Source organism: Sphingopyxis sp., assembly GCF_050725655.1.
GTDB lineage: Bacteria > Pseudomonadota > Alphaproteobacteria > Sphingomonadales > Sphingomonadaceae > Sphingopyxis.
Genome location: NZ_JBOHHT010000026.1, coordinates 61,574 through 77,034, shown reverse-complemented (window position 1 = coordinate 77,034; position 15,461 = coordinate 61,574). Strand labels below are relative to the sequence as shown.

The 15,461-nt window shown below is 65.0% G+C and carries 16 protein-coding genes; 12 read left to right on the top strand and 4 right to left on the bottom strand.

The genetic code is table 11. The features are described 5' to 3' along the window. The first annotated feature begins 70 nt into the window (after nt 1-70). Nucleotides 71-835, top strand: a complete 765-nt coding sequence (locus ACREBX_RS03255; protein ID WP_431560320.1) for an SDR family oxidoreductase — start codon at nt 71-73, stop codon at nt 833-835. 35 nt (nt 836-870) lie between these two features. Here the strand turns inward: ACREBX_RS03255 and ACREBX_RS03250 are convergent, their stop codons facing one another. After that, nucleotides 871-1,497: a TetR/AcrR family transcriptional regulator gene (locus ACREBX_RS03250; RefSeq protein ID WP_431560319.1), complete on the bottom strand. Its 627-nt coding sequence runs from the start codon at nt 1,495-1,497 to the stop codon at nt 871-873. Between the two features lie 169 nt (nt 1,498-1,666). Between ACREBX_RS03250 and ACREBX_RS03245 the strand changes: the two genes are divergently transcribed. From ACREBX_RS03245 to ACREBX_RS03205, 9 genes are all read left to right on the top strand, one after another. After that, on the top strand, nt 1,667-3,847 hold the full coding sequence (locus ACREBX_RS03245) for a TonB-dependent receptor (protein ID WP_431560318.1): 2,181 nt from the start codon (nt 1,667-1,669) through the stop codon (nt 3,845-3,847). Between the two features lie 11 nt (nt 3,848-3,858). Then, entirely contained in the window at nt 3,859-4,890 is a 1,032-nt protein-coding gene (locus tag ACREBX_RS03240; RefSeq protein ID WP_431560317.1) for a metallophosphoesterase family protein, read from the top strand. 56 nt (nt 4,891-4,946) lie between these two features. Then, nucleotides 4,947-5,732: an SDR family NAD(P)-dependent oxidoreductase gene (locus ACREBX_RS03235; protein WP_431560316.1), complete on the top strand. Its 786-nt coding sequence runs from the start codon at nt 4,947-4,949 to the stop codon at nt 5,730-5,732. Between the two features lie 20 nt (nt 5,733-5,752). Continuing rightward, on the top strand, nt 5,753-6,886 hold the full coding sequence (locus ACREBX_RS03230; RefSeq protein WP_431560315.1) for a tyrosine-protein phosphatase: 1,134 nt from the start codon (nt 5,753-5,755) through the stop codon (nt 6,884-6,886). 215 nt (nt 6,887-7,101) lie between these two features. Then, on the top strand, nt 7,102-8,004 hold the full coding sequence (locus tag ACREBX_RS03225) for a LysR family transcriptional regulator (protein ID WP_431560314.1): 903 nt from the start codon (nt 7,102-7,104) through the stop codon (nt 8,002-8,004). Nucleotides 8,005-8,158: 154 nt separating this feature from the next. Continuing rightward, nucleotides 8,159-8,869, top strand: coding sequence for an SDR family NAD(P)-dependent oxidoreductase (locus tag ACREBX_RS03220; protein ID WP_431560313.1), 711 nt, complete (start codon nt 8,159-8,161; stop codon nt 8,867-8,869). A gap of 24 nt (nt 8,870-8,893) precedes the next feature. Beyond that, nucleotides 8,894-9,130, top strand: a complete 237-nt coding sequence (locus ACREBX_RS03215; protein WP_431560312.1) for a tautomerase family protein — start codon at nt 8,894-8,896, stop codon at nt 9,128-9,130. 24 nt (nt 9,131-9,154) lie between these two features. Further along, complete coding sequence (locus ACREBX_RS03210; protein WP_431560311.1) at nt 9,155-10,234, top strand: NAD(P)H-dependent flavin oxidoreductase; 1,080 nt, start codon at nt 9,155-9,157, stop codon at nt 10,232-10,234. Continuing rightward, nucleotides 10,227-10,403, top strand: coding sequence for a DUF3237 family protein (locus ACREBX_RS03205; RefSeq protein ID WP_431560310.1), 177 nt, complete (start codon nt 10,227-10,229; stop codon nt 10,401-10,403). Before ACREBX_RS03210 ends, ACREBX_RS03205 begins: the two co-directional genes overlap by 8 nt. 26 nt (nt 10,404-10,429) lie before the next feature. Here the strand turns inward: ACREBX_RS03205 and ACREBX_RS03200 are convergent, their stop codons facing one another. Continuing rightward, a complete protein-coding gene (locus ACREBX_RS03200; RefSeq protein ID WP_431560309.1) occupies nt 10,430-11,095 on the bottom strand; it encodes an alpha/beta fold hydrolase in 666 nt (221 codons plus the stop codon). A gap of 56 nt (nt 11,096-11,151) precedes the next feature. Here ACREBX_RS03200 and ACREBX_RS03195 point away from each other — a divergent pair, with 56 nt between their 5' ends. Both ACREBX_RS03195 and ACREBX_RS03190 read left to right on the top strand, forming a co-directional pair. Then, nucleotides 11,152-13,425, top strand: coding sequence for an FdhF/YdeP family oxidoreductase (locus ACREBX_RS03195; RefSeq protein ID WP_431560308.1), 2,274 nt, complete (start codon nt 11,152-11,154; stop codon nt 13,423-13,425). Between the two features lie 8 nt (nt 13,426-13,433). Then, the gene (locus ACREBX_RS03190) at nt 13,434-14,066 is read left to right on the top strand and encodes a DUF1345 domain-containing protein (RefSeq protein WP_431560307.1); all 633 of its coding nucleotides are present in this window, start codon (nt 13,434-13,436) and stop codon (nt 14,064-14,066) included. Here ACREBX_RS03190 and mobA read toward each other — a convergent pair. Together mobA and fdhD are read right to left on the bottom strand one after the other, a co-directional pair. Beyond that, nucleotides 14,061-14,570, bottom strand: a complete 510-nt coding sequence (gene mobA, locus ACREBX_RS03185) for a molybdenum cofactor guanylyltransferase (RefSeq protein WP_431560306.1) — start codon at nt 14,568-14,570, stop codon at nt 14,061-14,063. The two genes, ACREBX_RS03190 and mobA, sit on opposite strands and share 6 nt — an antisense overlap. Continuing rightward, nucleotides 14,567-15,388 carry a formate dehydrogenase accessory sulfurtransferase FdhD gene (gene fdhD / locus ACREBX_RS03180; protein WP_431560305.1) on the bottom strand — a complete coding sequence of 274 codons (822 nt, stop codon included), beginning with the start codon at nt 15,386-15,388 and terminating at the stop codon, nt 14,567-14,569. The genes mobA and fdhD overlap by 4 nt, the downstream gene beginning before the upstream one ends. Between the last annotated feature and the right edge of the window lie 73 nt (nt 15,389-15,461).

Genomic DNA, 15,461 nt, shown 5'->3' with positions numbered 1-15,461 from the left:
ATACCACCATATGGAGAGAGACTTTCACGCCGCCCGATAGGAGAGAGGCGGACGAGAAACGGAGATGGATATGGCGGACGAGAAACAGCGCGTGGCGCTCGTGACCGGCGGCAGCCGCGGTATCGGCCGCGCGATCGCGGAGCGGCTGCTGGAAAAGGGGATGCGCGTCGTGATCTGCGGCCGCAATGCCCCCGACGACCTGCCGCGCTACCATGACGCGGCGGCCGAGTTCGAGGCGTGCGACGTGCGGTCGGCGGACGACGTCAACGCGATGATCGACCGCATTTTTGAACGCCACGGCCGGCTCGACCTCGCCGTGAACAATGCCGGCGGATCACCCGAGGCCGATGCGGCTTCGGCATCGCCGCGCTTTTCCGAACGCGTCGTCGCGCTCAATCTGCTCGCACCGCTCCATGTCGCGCAGGCCGCCAACCGCGTCATGCAGGTGCAGGAGGACGGCGGCAGCATCGTCAACATCGCCAGCGTTTCGGGCGCGCGGCCTTCGCCCGGCACCGCGGTCTATGGCGCGGCCAAGGCGGGGCTGCTCAGCCTCACCGAATCGCTCGCGATGGAATGGGGACCTAAGGTGCGCGTGAATGCGATCATCGTCGGGCTGGTCGCCACCGAGGCCGCGGCCGACCATTATGGCGGCGAGGCGGGGATGAAACGTATCGACGCGATGCTCCCGCTCGGCCGGATGGCGCGCGGGCCCGATATTGCAGGTGTCGTCAGCTTCCTCGCATCGCCCGATGCTGCTTATGTCAGCGGCGCGAAGATCGCTGTGCACGGCGGCGGCGAGCGGCCGATCTTTCTTGGCCTCGCGCAAGCCGATTGAAGCGCGCAAGCCGATTGAAGCGTGGGTGGCGGCCGCTAGCCGGGCCGCTCCGGCGCAACGGCAGCGCGGGTAAGCAAATGGAGCAGCGCGCGGAAGCTTTCGAGTTCCGCGGGGTCGGCGGCGTCATAGCTGCGGTTCGAACCGAGCTGTTTGCTATTGCACACATAGAAGAGCGAGCTCGACCCCACCGCGTTGACGACATGCATCGGCGGCAGCGGGCGAAAGTCGCCGACGGCCACACCCTCGTTCACCACGATCTCGACATCGCGCAGCAATATGTTCGAGAATTGCGTGGGGTCGCCGCGGCGCGGTGAGACGTCGGCGACGAGGCGCTGAATGATCCGCGCTGCGGACGGCCGCGCGACGAGGAAGTCGAGCCACCCGTCGAACAGCGCGAGCAACTTGTCGATCGGCTTGTCGTGCTGCGCGATGCGGGTGAGTGCTTCGCCGTGCATCGAGGCGAAGATGTCCTCCTCGACCGCGTCATACAGCTCCTGCTTGTTGGAGAAATAATAGACGATCGACGGGCGGCGGATTCCGACCGCGGCGGCGACGTCTTCGAGCCGTGCCGTGGTGAAGCCGACTTCGGCGAAAACCGTCTCGGCCGCGTCGAGGATTGCCTGGCGCGTCGCCTCGCCGCGCGCATGTCTGATGGGCTTCACATTCAATGCTCGAAAACCTTCCATATCGGCGCCTGTCGGGCGCCCCCCTTTTGGCGGAATCAAATCGCGCTTGCAATCTACCTTCATGACGGTAGAAATCTACCTACACGAAGGTAGAATCGCGAAACGAGGCGAACGCTCGCCCGAATGTTCCATGGAGGGGAAGACGATGAAGAAGATTTCCGGGCCGCAGGCCCGCCTGCTGTTTTGCATGCTCGCAGTGACCACGGCGCATCCGGCGCTGGCGCAAAATACCGGGGCCGCACCCGATCAGGCCGCCGGTCTTGATGAAATCGTCGTCACGGCACAGAAGCGCGCCGAGTCGCTTCAGGACACCCCGATCTCCATCGCCGCCTTCACCGCTACCGATCTGGAGACCAAGGGTATCACGGGGCTCACCGATCTGCGCGCCAACGTCCCCAACCTTCAGCTTACCCCGCACCCCAACAGCGCCGCGACCACGCAGATATTCATGCGCGGCGTCGGCCTGAGCGACGACCAGATCACGCAGGATGCGGGCGTCGCCGTCTATATGGACGGCGTCTATGTCGCGCGCAGCCAGGGGCAGGCGCTCGAAGTCGCCGAGCTTGAGCGCGTCGAGGTGCTGCGCGGCCCGCAGGGCACGCTTTATGGCCGCAACGCGACGGGCGGTGCGATCAACTTCATCACCAAAAAGCCCGAACTCGGCGATTTCGGCTTCAAGGGGCAGGTGACACTCGGCAACTACGACAATCGCCGTATCAAGGCCGCGGTCAATGTGCCGATCGGCAGCACGCTCGCGGCGCGCTTTTCCTATGCGAACATCCAGCAGGACGGATTTGTGAAGAACCCCGGCACCGGCGTGAAGCGCTGGGGCGACAAGGATCGCCAGGCGATGCGCGCCGATGTGCTGTGGCAACCCGACGATGCGTTCAGCCTGCGCTACAGCTATGACCGTTCGGAAATTGCGGACACCCCGATCTTTGTCGCCTTCTCGCCGCTGCATCCGCTGACTATTCCGCGCCCGACCGCTGGCAGCCCGCTGGTCCGCGATCTGCTGGCCAACGACGTGACTTCGCAGGGGCACAGCCTGATCGGTGAGTGGAACGCCACCGACTCGCTCACCGTCCGCTCGATCACGGGGTATCGCAAGCTCGATAACTTCCAGAATCAGGATTATCTGACGGGCGTGCTCGGCCCGACGCCGCTGCAGAAGAACAGCAGCCGCGCCACGCAGGATCAGTGGAGCCAGGAGCTTCAGTTTGTCGGCGACGCGCTGGATCGCCAGCTCGAATATGTTGTCGGCGGCTATTGGTTCTCCGAAGAAGGCGACAATTTCAGCAACAGCTTCAGCCCGCCGACGCGGACGCGCAGCTTCACGACCACCACGATCGAGAACGAGTCCTGGGCGGTATTCGGGCAGGCGACCTACTCCCCAGAATGGCTCGACCGGCGCTTTCACCTGACGATCGGCGCGCGCCAGAGCTGGGACAAGCGCGAAGCGACGCTCGCGCGCGCGACCCAGGTTAATGAAGGCCCGATCGTGCCCGTGCCCGGCGTTGGCGACGGCAGCCGCAAGTTCAAGGATTTCAGCCCCAGCGTCATTCTGGCTTATGACGTTGCCGAAAATGTGAACGTCTATGGCAAGGTGGTGAAGGGCTATAAGTCCGGCGGATACAATACCCGCGCCAGCTCGATCCCGCGCTTCAACCAGGGTTTCGATTCGGAAACGCTCTGGTCCTACGAACTCGGCATGAAAAGCCAGTTCCTCGACAACAAGCTGCGCTTCAACGTCGCGGCTTTCCAGTCGAAGTACAAGGACATCCAGATCAACGTGCAGTCCGATCCGACCAACGTCCGGATCACCGACGTGCTCAACGCGGGCAAGGCGACGGTGAAAGGCATCGAGGCCGATCTGACGCTCGCGCCCGTTCGCGAGCTGCGTTTCACGATCAACTACGGCTATCTCGATGCGCAATATGATGAGGTTGTCGATGCAACGGGTGCCGACATCTCGGCCAATTTCCGCTTCTCCAACGCGCCGAAACACTCGCTGGGGCTGGACCTCAACTACGATCTGCCGCCGACGCCGGTCGGTACATTTTCGACCAATGTGAATTACACGATGCAGAGCGACAAGTTCGTCAGCTCGAGCATCTCGAGCGGCAAATTCATTGTCGGCGACTACGGGCTGCTCAACGCACGGCTGACGCTGGCCGATATTCCGGGCGTGGACGGCCTTCGCGTCGGTCTGTGGGGTCGCAACCTCACCGACAAGGAATATTACGTCACGCAGTTCAACATCGGCCGCCCCGGCGCGCTGTTTGGCGAACCGCGCACCTATGGCGTCGATCTCAGCGTCGAATTCTAAGGGGATTCGCGATGAGATATGCTGCCCTGACGCTCGGCGGCGTGCTCGCCCTGTCCCTGTCCGGTGTCGCCATCGGGCAGGGGGCGAAGGATTTTCGCGCGGGCACGCCCGACGTCGCACGCACGCAAAAGGATTTCGCGGGCGGCGCCGATGAGTTCCGCTTCGTCGTCATCGGCGATCGCACCGGCAAGCACCGCCCCGGGGTGTTCGAGGATGCGATGGACAAGGTCGAGGCGTTGCGCCCCGATTTCGTTATCAACATCGGTGACCTGATCGAAGGCAATACCGAGGATCGGGCGCAGCTCGGCGCGGAATGGGACGAGGTCAACGCCGCGATCGACCGGCTCAGCGTCCCCTTCTTCTATGTGCCGGGCAATCACGACCTGACCAACGAGGTGCAGCGGACCGAATGGCGCAAGCGTCTGGGCGCCGATTATTACAGCTTCACCTACAAGCGCGCGCTGTTCCTCGTGCTCAATACCGAGGACCCGCCCCAGCCCAAGATCGCGCGCATGAAGCTGTTTCAGCAATATGGCGGCGAGGCGATGAAGACGGTGTTCGAGGCGCTCCAGGGCGATCCCGCAAAGGCCGAGGCGCTGTTTGCGAGCGATCCGAAGCTGGCCGAGCTGGCGGGCAAGATCAGTGATTCGGAGAATGTCGCGTTCAGCGCGGATCAGGTGAAGATGGTGCGCGACGCGCTGGCGAAAAATCCGAAGGTCCGCTGGACCTTCGTGCTGATGCACCGTCCCGCATGGAAGGTGAATTCGCCCGCCTTTAGCGAGATCGAGGGGTTGCTGAAGGATCGGCCGCATACCGTGCTCGCGGGGCATCACCACAAATATGCCTATGAGGCGCGCGGGGGGCATGACTATGTCCAACTCGGCACGACGGGTGGAATGCCCGGCGGTGCGATCGACGATCCCGCGGTCGTCGATCACGTCATGTGGGTTTCGGTCGCCGGCGGCGCGCCGCGTGTCAGCAATTTGAAGCTCGACGGTTTTTTCGGAAAGCAGGGACCGTCACCGGTCGTCAAGGTTCGTTGACGCGGACGCCGGCACCCGGGAATTGAAGATGGTCCGCATATGGAGTGTGTCTCGCAATGAATTTCACTGATCTTTCGCCCGCGCTCGGCGTACCCGGGACTGCTGTCATCGTCACCGGGGGGGCGTCCGGGATCGGGCTCGCCTCGGCGCGCGCGCTGGCTGCGGTTGGCCGGGCGGTCGCGCTCTGGGATATTAATGTCGGCAAGGCCGAGGCCGAGGCTGCGACGATCGCGCAGGAATTCGGCGCAAAGGCCATCGGAATCGGCGTCGATCTTACCGATCTGGACGCCTATCCGGCCGCGATCGCAGCTAGCCGCGATGCGCTCGGCGCGCTGGGCGGGCTCGTCCACGCCGCAGGCATCGTCGACACCGCCTCGCTGGAAGGGATCACGCCCGAAAGCTGGGCCGCGGGCATCAACACGCATCTGCGCCCGCTCGCACTGCTGACGCAGAGGCTCCATGGCGACTTTACAGCCAATCCGGGTTCGGCGGTGGTCGCGATCACCTCGATCAATGCGACGCTCGGCAACGCGGTCAACCCGATCTACAGCGCGGCCAAGGGCGGCATGCTCTCGCTCGTCCGCTCGCTCGCCGATCGGCTGGCGCGCGACAATATCCGGATCAATTCGGTATCGCCCGGCCAGATCATGACGCCGATGATGAAGCCCGCGGTCGACAATTTGCCCGAGGGCTTTTTCGAAAAGCGGATCCTGCTCGAACGCATCGGCGTGCCCGAGGAGATCGGACGCGTCGTCCGCTTCCTGCTCTCGAACGAAGCGAGCTATATCACCGCCGCCGAACTGGTCGTCGACGGTGGCAATATCTCGTCGCAGCGCGGCTGAGCGCAGGAAGGAGCCTGAAGATGAGGAATCGCGATCACCCGATGTGGCGGGCTGCCCTTGCAGGCACATTGGTCCTGACTCTGCAGGCATGTGCGACGGTCGACCAGCGGCCAGTTGCCAGCGCGGTTGCCGAACAGCCGGCTGTCATTCCCTTCACCTCCGCCACCGTATCGGCGGATGGAACGATTAATTGGTCTGCGCCGGGCGCGGGTCAGGTTACAGTTTATGCGGGCACCGATTCCGCGGTGAGCGATCGGACGAAGCCGGTGGGGCAGGGTGACGCGACGGGCAGCCTCCGGGTTTCCGGTCTTGCCCCCGGCAAGCGCTGGTTTTTTGCGCTCGTTCCCGATCGGGGCGCGCCGCTGGTCATCGCGGACCGCGGGCTTCACCTCAAGACGATACCCAATTTGCGCGACATCGGCGGCTACCGCACGGCCGACGGCCGCTGGGTGAAGATGGGGATGCTCTATCGTTCGGATCAGCTCGACCGGCTGAGCGATAGCGACCTCGGCGCGATGGGCGATCTTGGCCTCGCGCTCGTCGCCGACCTGCGCACCGCAAGCGAACGCAGCCATGAACCCGATCGTGTGCCCGCCGGCGCCGAGCATCTCATGCTCGACGTCGTCGCGGACAGCAAGGGCAGCGTTGGCGGCGATATGCGTCAGGCGATAGCGACGATCGCGGCGGGCAAGGGCGCGGAGATGCTGACCGAGGCGAACCGCGATTTCGTCTCGTTGAACAGCGCGCGCAGCGCGTATCGCACGCTGCTCTCCCGCATCGGCGCAGAGGGCGCCGGACCGACGCTGTATCACTGTACCGCGGGCAAGGACCGCACGGGCTGGGCCAGCGCGGTGATACTGACTCTGCTCGGCGTGCCGCGCGAAACGGTGATGGCCGATTATCTTGCAAGCAACGACTATTTGCGCGCCAAAAACGAGGCCACGATGGCCACGCTCGGTGCATTGCCGACGCCGATAGCGCGGGAAAATCTCGAGCCGGTATTGACCGTCCGCGCCGCCTATATCGAGGCGGCCTTTGCCGAAGTCGATAAACGCTATGGCTCGTTCGATCGCTATGTTCGCGAGGGGCTTGGCCTGGATGATGCCGCGATTGACCGGCTTCGCACGGCCTTGCTGGCAGGCGTGCCGCAATAGCGCCGAATTCCGGTTCAGGCAGGTAAAGGGACTGAAATTCCCCAATGATTTGAATGCCCGTGATATTCATGCCGGGCACGCCATTTCCCTTTGTAGGCCGACCATTGAAGCGCCCGGCTGACAGGCCGCGCGGCACTCGACCCGCCCGTCCGGCTGGCCTAGCATGACCCTCGTCACTCAAACCTTGCGGGCGGGCCATGGATCGCATCGACGCGATGAAAATTTTTGTGGCGGCGGTCGACGAGGGCAGCCTCGCCGGCGCCGCGCGGCGCCTGCGCCGCTCGCCGACCGCAGTCAGCCGCGCGATCGCCTCGCTCGAGGCGCAGATCGGCGTGGAGTTACTCCACCGCACGACGCGCAGCATCCGGCTGAGCGAAGCGGGGCGGCATTATGCCGCCTCGTGCCGCCGCATCCTCGCCGAACTGGAGGAGGCGGACCTGCTCGCGGGCGGCGAGCGGTCGGCGCCGCGTGGCATGCTGACGCTGTCGGCCCCGCCGATCAGTGGCGAGGAAATATTGCGCCCGGTCCTCGACGAATTTCTGGATGCCTATCCGCTGGTGTCGGCGCGCCTGCTGCTGGTCGACCGGTCGGTCCATCTGGTCGACGAGGGTGTCGATATGGCGCTTCGGGTCGGCCAGCTTCCAGACTCCTCGCTGGTCGCGACGCGCGTTGGCGACGGTGTGCGGCGCGTGATCGTCGCCTCGCCGCGCTACCTCGGCGCGCATCCGCCGATCGAGGAGCCTGGCGATCTCGCCGGGCACCAGATCGTCTCGCTGACGCATTTCGGGATCGAGTCCTGGGCGTTCGGCACCGGCGCGCAGACGCGAACCGTCCATTTCACGCCGCGGCTCGTCGTCAACACGGTACGCGCCGCGGTCGGGTCGGCGGTCGCGGGGCGCGGGCTGACGCGCGTCTATTCCTACCATGTCGCGCGCGAGGTAAAGGAGGGATCGCTTCAAATCCTGCTCGCCGCCGCCGAACCGGCGCCGCAGCCGGTGCATCTGCTCGCCCCCGGCGGCCGCATGGCAGTGCCAAAAGTGCGCGCCTTCGCCGATTTCGCGGCGCCGCGGCTTCGCGCCGCCTTCGCGCGGCTGGCGATCGACGCTCGCGAGCTCTAGTCGCGTCGTTATCCCGATATTCGGCATAATGCCTGCCACATAGGGCGGATTATCATCATATGCCGCGCGACCTAACTTGCTCCTGTCGGCGCATGGCGCGCCGTACGGGCGAGCCCGCCTCGACCCGTCTTCACGCAAGCAAAGGTCCAATATCATGAGCAATGCACAGAAAGTCGCCGTCATCACCGGCGCATCGCAGGGTATCGGCGCTGCCCTTGTCGGCGCCTATCTCGACCGCGGCTACCGCGTCGTCGCGACCTCGCGTTCGATCAAGCCGCCCGCCAATCCCGACGTTCTCGCGATCGCCGGCGACATCGGCGACCCCGCCACCGGCCCGCGCGTGATCGCCGAGGCGCTCGCACGCTTCGGGCGCCTCGACACGCTGGTCAACAACGCGGGCATCTTCACCGCAAGCCCGTTCACGGACTTTACCGCCGAGCAATATGACGCGAACATCTCCACCAATCTGGCCGGCTTCTTCCACATCACGCAGGCCGCGGTCGCAGCGATGGAAAAGCAGGGGCGCGGTCATGTCGTGAGCATCACGACGAGCCTTGTCGATCATGCCAATTCGAACGTGCCGTCGGTGCTCGCTTCGCTGACCAAGGGCGGGATCAACGCCGCGACGCGGAGCCTCGCGATCGAATATGCCAAGCGCGGCATTCGCGTGAACGCCGTCTCGCCCGGCATCATCAAGACGCCGATGCATTCCGAAGAAACGCACGCGTTCCTTTCGGCGTTGCATCCGGTCGGGCATATGGGCGAGACGTCGGACATCGTCGACGCGGTCCTCTATCTGGAGAATGCGCAATTCGTGACGGGCGAGATCCTGCACGTCGACGGCGGCCAGTCGGCCGGTCACTAATCCACCCAGCCAAGGAGAAAGATCATGCCGATGGTAACTGTCCAGGTCACGAAGGAAGGCACCGAGCCCGGTGTCGACCATGTGACCGCCGAGCAAAAGGCCGCGATCTATCAGGGGATCAGCCAGGTGCTTTTCGATGTGCTCGGAAAACCGCCTGAATGGACATGGGTCGTTTTCCAGGAAGTCGAGATGGAAGATTGGGGCTGGGGCGGTATGCCGGTTGCGGAATATCGCAAGAAGCTCGCCGCCGCCGCTGGCTGACCCTTTCGACCCCAGGAGACGACCATGACCACCCGCTATCTGACCCAGCTGCTCGGCATCGAATTGCCGATCATCCAGGCACCGATGGCGGGTGTCTCATCGCCCGCCATGGCCGCCGCGGTCAGCGAAGCCGGCGCACTCGGTTCGATCGGCGTCGGCGCGACCGACGCGGGCGGCGCGCAGGCGATGATCGCTGCGGTACGCGAACGGACGGGGCGGCCCTTCAACGTCAATCTCTTCTGCCATCGCCCGGCGGCGACAAATGACAGCGTCGAAAGTGCGTGGATCGACAGGTTCCGCGACCTCTTCGCGCAATATGGCGCTGCGCCGCCCGATCATCTTTCCGAAATTTACCAGAGCTTCGTGACCGACGATGCGATGCTGCACATGCTGGTTGCCGAACGGCCCGCGGCCGTGAGCTTCCACTTCGGCATGCCGCCGGCGGACGCGATCGGTGCGCTGCGCGATGCCGGTATCGTCCTGCTCGCCTCGGCAACCAATCTGGCCGAGGCGCGGGCCGTCGCGGCTGCCGGCGTCGACGCGGTCGTCGCGCAAGGGTGGGAAGCGGGCGGGCATCGCGGCGTCTTCGACCCCGACGCGCCCGACGACCGGCTCGGCACGGCGGCGCTGGTTCGCCAGCTTGTCGGCGCGGTCGACCTGCCGGTGATTGCGGCGGGCGGCATCATGGACGGCGCGGGTATCGCCGCGGCGCTGAAGCTCGGCGCCGCGGCGGCGCAGCTCGGCACCGCCTTTCTCGCGAGCGACGAGAGCCTCGCCGACGCGGGATACCGGGCTGCGCTCGCCAGCGAGGCGGCGCATCGAACGGCGATGGTGCGGGCGGTGTCGGGGCGTCCGGCGCGGATATTGGCGAACAACTTCGCCGCGCTCGATGCCGACATCGCGCCTGCCGTCATCCCCGACTATCCCATCGCCTATGACCTCGGGAAGGCGCTCAATGCTGCCGCCAAGGCGCGCGGCGAATATGGTTTTGGCGCGCAATGGGCAGGGCAGGGCGCACCGCTAGCCCGCGCCATGCCGGCCGCCGGTATCGTCATGGTGCTGGCCGCTGAACTGACCGCCGCAATGGAGCAGGACCATGGGTGATTTTAGCGAAGCCTTTGCCACGCTCGGTCCCGCCGACTATTATTTCCGTATCCTGCCGCGCTTCGCGACGTCGGATCCGCGCTACGAATGGCTGAACCGCATCCTCGCGGTCGGCATCGGCCACCGCCTGCCGGAGGGGCCGGTATACAGCGTTTTCGCGATTATCTGAGGTTGAGCTTCAGCGTCTGGTCCCGCTCAACCGTGGCCGACGTCCAGCACCGCCTGCGCGAACGCCGCCGGCGCCTCCTGCGGCAGGTTGTGCCCGATGCCGCCGCCGATGTCGCGATGCTCGTAGCGCCCGGTGAATTTGGCGCGATAGGCGGCGGGCTGCGGGTGCGGGGCACCGTTCGCGTCGCCTTCCATCGTGATCGTCGGGACGCCGATCGCCGGCGCTGCGGCGATCTGGCGGTCGAGGTCGGCGTATCGCGCCTCGCCCTGGGCGAGCCCGAGTCGCCAGCGATAATTGTGGATCACGATGTCGACATGGTCGGGATTGTCGAACGACGCGGCGCTCTGTGCATAGGTCGCTTCGTCGAAATTCCATTTGGGCGAGGCGAGCTTCCAGATAAGCCGGTTGAAGTCCTTGCGGTTCTTGTCGTAGCCGGCGCGCCCGCGCTCGGTCGCGAAATAGAATTGATACCACCATTGCAGTTCGGCCTCGGGCGGCAGCGGTGCCTTACCCGCTTCCTGCCCGGACACCAGATAGCCGCTGACCGCGACCAGCGCGGTCGTCCGCTTCGGCCAGATCGCCGCGACGATATCGGCGGTGCGGGCGCCCCAGTCGAACCCGGCGAGCGTCGCGCGCTCGATCCGCAGCGCGTCCATGAAGTCGATCACGTCTATGTTGTCGACATCCTCCATCGATATACCAAAGAGCGATGGATATGCCGGGGTCGTTATGCTTTAATTGGGCGGCGATGGCTGAAGATAAACCTCGTTACAAATCCTACAACAGTCCCGCCGGTGGTTGGGGCGCGGCCGCCGCCACCGCAAAGGTGCTGCTCGAACAAAGCGTCGTCACGAAGGGGTCGCGTGCGCTCCTGTCGATGAACCAGCCAGGCGGCTTCAAATGCCCGAGCTGCGCCTTTCCCGACGCGAGCTGCACCAAGAAACTCGAATTCTGCGAAAATGGCGCCAAGGCGCTCGCGCATGAGGCGACGAAATTCCGCGTCACGCGCGAATTTTTTGCGCAGCACAGCGTGTCCGACCTGATGGAGCAGTCGGACTATTGGCTGGAAATGCAGGGGCGGCTGACCGAGCCGATGCGTTACGACGCCGCGAGCGACCATTATGTGCCGGTGAGCTGGGGCGATGCCTTTGCGTTGATCGGCGCGCATCTCCGCGCACTCGCCAGCCCGCACGAGGCCGAATTCTACACCTCGGGCCGCACCGCGAACGAGACGGCCTTCCTCTATTCGATCTTCGTGCGTGAATTTGGGACCAACAATTTCCCCGACTGTTCGAACATGTGTCACGAGCCGACGAGCCGCGGGCTGCCGCATTCGATCGGGGTCGGCAAGGGCACAGTGATCCTCGATGATTTCGAGCATGCCGAGGCGATTTTCCTGATCGGCCACAACGCGGGGACCAACGCGCCGCGGATGATGACCCCGCTGGTCGAGGCGCGCAAACGCGGCGTCCCGATCGTCGCGGTCAATCCGATGCCCGAACGCGCGCTCGTCCGCTTCACCGAACCGCAGGACATCGTCCAGATGGCGACCTTCGGCTCGACCGAGATCAGCAGCGAATTCGTACATATCAAGATCGGCGGCGACCTCGCGCTCTTGAAGGGCATGATGAAGGTGATGTTCGAGCGCGAGGCGGCGGGCGAGACGGTGCTCGATCACGACTTCATCGCCGAACATACATCGGGGTTTACCGAACTGAAGGCCGATATCGAGGCGCAGATATGGCCTGACCTTGCCGCCGCCTCGGGGGTCGACGAAGCCCAGATACGGCGCTGCGCCGAAATCTATATCCGATCGAACGCGACGATCATCTGTTACGGCATGGGGGTGACCCAGCACCAGCAGGGGTCGCAGCTGGTCCAGCAGATCGCGAATATCCTGCTGCTCAAGGGCAATTACGGCAAGCCTGGGGCGGGCATCTCGCCGATCCGCGGCCATTCGAACGTGCAGGGCGACCGCACGGTCGGCATCGATGAAAAGCCGAGCCAAGCCTATCTCGACAAGGTTCGCGATGTCTTCGGTTTCGAACCGCCGCGCGAAGAGGGCCATCATTCGGTCGAATCGGTCGAGGCGATGCTGGCCGGCACCGCAAAGGTCTTCATCGGCCTTGGCGGCAATTTCGTCCGCGCGGTCCCCGACACCGACCGCGCCTATGACGCGATGCGCAAACTGGAGCTCACTGTCGGCATCGCGACCAAGCTCAACCGCGGGCATCTGGTGCACGGCCGTGACGCGCTGATCCTGCCCGTCGTCGCGCGCTCCGAACGCATCGAAACCGCGGCGGGCGAGCAGTTCGTCACGATCGAGGATTCGATGTCGAACGTGACGGCATCGCGCGGCGTGCTCGAACCCGCCAGCGACGATCTGATGCCCGAGACCGAGATCGTCTGCCGCGTGGCGATGGCGACGCTGCCGCACAGCAAGACCGGCTGGGCGCGCTATATCGACGATTATAGCCTGATCCGCGACAAGATCGCCGCAGTCTACCCCGCGCTCTACGACGGTTTTTCGGAGCGCATCAAGGCGCCGATGGGCTTCCACCTCGACATCCTCCCGCGCCGCCGCGCGTGGGCGACGCCGAACGGCAAGGCCAATTTCCTCATCCTGCCGGGGCTTGCCGTCAATACGGCGGTCGACGATCCCGACATGCTGCGGCTTGCGACTGTCCGCTCGCACGACCAGTTCAACACGACGATCTACAGCTATAATGACCGCTATCGCGGCGTGTATAACGACCGCATGGTCCTGTTTATGAATGCCGACGATATTGCGGCGCGCGGGCTGGAAGCGGGAACGAAGGTGGCACTCGAAACGATCAGCGTCGACGGCATCGCGCGCCGGGTAGGGGGGCTGACGATCCTCGACTATCCGATGTCGCGCGGATCGGTGGCGGGCTATTATCCCGAGCTCAACCCGCTGCTGCCGCTCGCCTATTACGACAAGACCAGCGGCTGCCCGGCGGCAAAATCGATCCCCGTGCGCGTCGTCAGGGCTGCGGACTGACGCCGCCGATGCCCGTCGGCAAACATATCGCGCCCGTCCGTTTTCTGATCTTTCCGTTCGTGCTGGTCGCGGCGATGGGAGCGGCGCTCGCATCGGGCATCGATCCGCGCACCGCCTTCCTGATCGGCTTCGACCTCGCCGCCTTCGTCTTTCTTTGCACCGTGATGCCGCTGCTGAGCGCCGACGCCGATCAGATGCGCCGCCGCGCCGAATTTAATGACGCAAACCGTGTGGGCCTGCTCGCCATCACCGTGCTGCTGTCTCTCGTCATCCTGTTCGCGGTGGGCACGCTGATCGCGAGCCCGGGCAAGCTTGGTCGCTGCGACGTCATCCTGATCATCGCGACGCTCGCGCTCGCGTGGCTGTTCGCGAACATCGTGTTCACGCTCCACTACGCGCATCTCTATTATCTGCAAAAGGACGGCCGCGATCAGCGCGGGATCGAGGTGCCCGGGGTACACGAGCCCGGTTACTGGGACTTCCTCTATTTCGCCTTCACGCTCGGCATGACCTTCCAGACCTCGGACGTCACAATATCGGGCGCGCATATGCGGCGCGTCGTGCTCGGCCACTGCATGGCAGCGTTTATCTTCAACATGGGCATTTTGGCGTTCACGGTGAACGCCATCGGCGGATCATAAACCCGTCAGACGCTCGAGGTCGGCGACGCTGTTGATGTTCGGCGGCACGAAATCGCTGAAGACCGCCCGTGCGCCGATCCGGCGGGCATAGGCCCGGACCGCAAGGTCGCGTCCGTCCTCGAGGATGGCCCGCAGATCATCGACCGAGGCAACCGGCCAGAGACCAATCACCGGCTGCGTCTCGATAAAGGCGGGCGACGGTTCGAGCAGCGTGCGAAGGTCATCGGGCAAACGGAGACAATCGACCGGCGCCGTCAGCACCTGATCGAAGCCCTGATCCGCCGCATGGATAAACGCCCCCGCAATTCCGCCGAGCGGGCCCATGCCGGGGCGCGGCCAATCGGCGATCTCGTCCCTGCCGACAACGACCACCGCATCGCAATGCGGACGCAGCGCCGCCGACGCATGGTCGAGCAATGTCCGCCCACCCAGCATCGCCAGCGCCTTGTCCGACCCGAACCGGCTCGACCGCCCGCCCGCGAGCACGGCGCCGAGCGTCCTCATGCAATCATCCCATGCGGATCGCTGACAACCAGCGCAGAATCCGCGCGCGCCAGCGTCACGAGCGTCAGCCCCGCCTGCACCGCGCGTGTCGCGGCAAGGCTCGTCGGCGCCGAGATGGTGACGAGCATCGGACAACCCGCGAGCACCGTCTTTTCGACGAGTTCATAACTGCACCGCGCCGACAGCAGGATAAAGCCGGTGGCGGGAGACATATCGGCACGCGCCAGCGCCCCGATCAGCTTGTCGAGTGCATTGTGTCGCCCGACATCCTCGCGCGCGAGCAGGATGTCGCCGGCGGGCGAGCAGAAGGCGGCGGCGTGAACCGCACCCGTTGCGCGGCCGAGCGGCTGATGATCGTGCAGCGCCGCGAGCGCCGCCGCAACGGCGTCACGATCGGTCCCGATGCGCGCGGTCACCGGCGGAAGAGGCCGCAGCACCTGCTCGATATTCTCGATCCCGCACAGCCCGCAGCTGCTCTCGCTCACGCGCTTGCGCGCGCGTTCGAGCGCGAGCACGTTGCGCTCGGGCGGCAACCAGATACGCAGTGCCCAGCCGCCCTCGATCGGGTGCGCGTCGATTCGCCCGATCTGCTCGGCCGTTTCGACCAGGCCCTCGCCAAGCGCAAAGCCGACGGCGTAATCTTCGAGGTCGGCGGGCGTTGCCATCATCACCGCATAGCCGATGCCGCCGACCTCGACGGAAACCGGCGCCTCGACCGGAACGCCGCGGGTCAGTTCCGCGTCGCCGGGCTCGCCAAGCCCCAGTCGCCGGACCGGAAGGTCGATCATTTCCTGATTCATGATCGCACCGTAACGCATTCGCGCTCGCCTGTCTCAGCCGGCACGGCCGAGCCGTTCGCCGAGGAAGTCGACGAACACGGGCAGCGCGAAT

Excerpts from the sequence above, each read along its gene's own strand:
- ACREBX_RS03255 (WP_431560320.1), top strand. The coding sequence starts at position 71 with ATGGCGGACGAGAAACAGCGCGTGGCGCTCGTGACCGGCGGCAGCCGC.
- ACREBX_RS03245 (WP_431560318.1), top strand. The coding sequence starts at position 1,667 with ATGAAGAAGATTTCCGGGCCGCAGGCCCGCCTGCTGTTTTGCATGCTC.
- ACREBX_RS03240 (WP_431560317.1), top strand. The coding sequence starts at position 3,859 with ATGAGATATGCTGCCCTGACGCTCGGCGGCGTGCTCGCCCTGTCCCTG.
- ACREBX_RS03235 (WP_431560316.1), top strand. The coding sequence starts at position 4,947 with ATGAATTTCACTGATCTTTCGCCCGCGCTCGGCGTACCCGGGACTGCT.
- ACREBX_RS03230 (WP_431560315.1), top strand. The coding sequence starts at position 5,753 with ATGAGGAATCGCGATCACCCGATGTGGCGGGCTGCCCTTGCAGGCACA.
- ACREBX_RS03225 (WP_431560314.1), top strand. The coding sequence starts at position 7,102 with ATGAAAATTTTTGTGGCGGCGGTCGACGAGGGCAGCCTCGCCGGCGCC.
- ACREBX_RS03220 (WP_431560313.1), top strand. The coding sequence starts at position 8,159 with ATGAGCAATGCACAGAAAGTCGCCGTCATCACCGGCGCATCGCAGGGT.
- ACREBX_RS03215 (WP_431560312.1), top strand. The coding sequence starts at position 8,894 with ATGCCGATGGTAACTGTCCAGGTCACGAAGGAAGGCACCGAGCCCGGT.
- ACREBX_RS03210 (WP_431560311.1), top strand. The coding sequence starts at position 9,155 with ATGACCACCCGCTATCTGACCCAGCTGCTCGGCATCGAATTGCCGATC.
- ACREBX_RS03205 (WP_431560310.1), top strand. The coding sequence starts at position 10,227 with ATGGGTGATTTTAGCGAAGCCTTTGCCACGCTCGGTCCCGCCGACTAT.
- ACREBX_RS03200 (WP_431560309.1), bottom strand. The coding sequence starts at position 11,095 with ATGGAGGATGTCGACAACATAGACGTGATCGACTTCATGGACGCGCTG.
- ACREBX_RS03195 (WP_431560308.1), top strand. The coding sequence starts at position 11,152 with ATGGCTGAAGATAAACCTCGTTACAAATCCTACAACAGTCCCGCCGGT.
- ACREBX_RS03190 (WP_431560307.1), top strand. The coding sequence starts at position 13,434 with ATGCCCGTCGGCAAACATATCGCGCCCGTCCGTTTTCTGATCTTTCCG.
- mobA (WP_431560306.1), bottom strand. The coding sequence starts at position 14,570 with ATGAGGACGCTCGGCGCCGTGCTCGCGGGCGGGCGGTCGAGCCGGTTC.
- fdhD (WP_431560305.1), bottom strand. The coding sequence starts at position 15,388 with ATGCGTTACGGTGCGATCATGAATCAGGAAATGATCGACCTTCCGGTC.